Source organism: Enterobacter cloacae complex sp. IR5422, from assembly GCF_049238165.1.
Lineage (GTDB): Bacteria > Pseudomonadota > Gammaproteobacteria > Enterobacterales > Enterobacteriaceae > Enterobacter > Enterobacter roggenkampii.
Window position 1 is genome coordinate 1 of sequence record NZ_JBMKHT010000117.1, and the last position, 746, is coordinate 746.

At 40.6% G+C, this 746-nt stretch carries 1 protein-coding gene; it reads right to left on the reverse strand.

Annotated elements, in window-relative coordinates:
• Window positions 1-89: 89 nt before the first annotated feature.
• Window positions 90-446: a hypothetical protein gene (locus ACOTXT_RS22475; RefSeq protein ID WP_421625479.1), complete on the reverse strand. Its 357-nt coding sequence runs from the start codon at window positions 444-446 to the stop codon at window positions 90-92.
• Window positions 447-746: the final 300 nt, after the last annotated feature.

Consider the following 746-nt stretch of genomic DNA (forward strand, 5'->3'; position numbering starts at 1 on the left):
CAGGGCCAAAATCAGCCACGAAGAGACGATTTTGGGCTGAAAATTGGAAAATTGAGCCACAGGACGTCGATAAAGGACGGTTTGGGGCGTCATATCGGGAGCTGCGGACCACTTAATCGCAACTTCCCTAATGAAACTAGCATCTCCATGTATTCCAGAGGAGATTTGGACTGAGATCGAACCATGCCATCTAGCAATTTAATGATTTCATTATGATTTTTATTGCCAACTTTTTCGATGATCTCATTGCTAGATTCATGAACTAGCTTCATGGTTTCATGATAAGCATTTAATACTTGTTCAGAATAATGTCTATTTTCGTTGGCTATTATTCCTTTGGAGTCGGTGATTTCAAAACCAACATCTGAACCATACGACATGTTTCCAGTAAAAGTGCAATTTTCACAGTTGGTTACACGATACGAAACAGTTTTTTTGGAATCCATAAAAACTCCCTTACGTTTAATTTTAATATGCCCGCGATAATTATACGGTATTTGCCATGAGAATCTGACTCTTCATTTTTAAAGTTAATGATCTGCCTCGCAGATGCTGTTTTTTTCATGCGCATAGAACGTCCACAACGAAAAAAGTCTTTCGGCTGTTAGCTGGCAGAAAGTTAAGGAAGGTGCGAATAAGTCCGAGATGTGAGATCATCGTGTTGTAACCTGAACCCAGAATGAGTAACCGGATGAGCCAGCAACTGACTTTTGCCGACAGTGAGTTTTCCAGTAAACGCCGCCAGA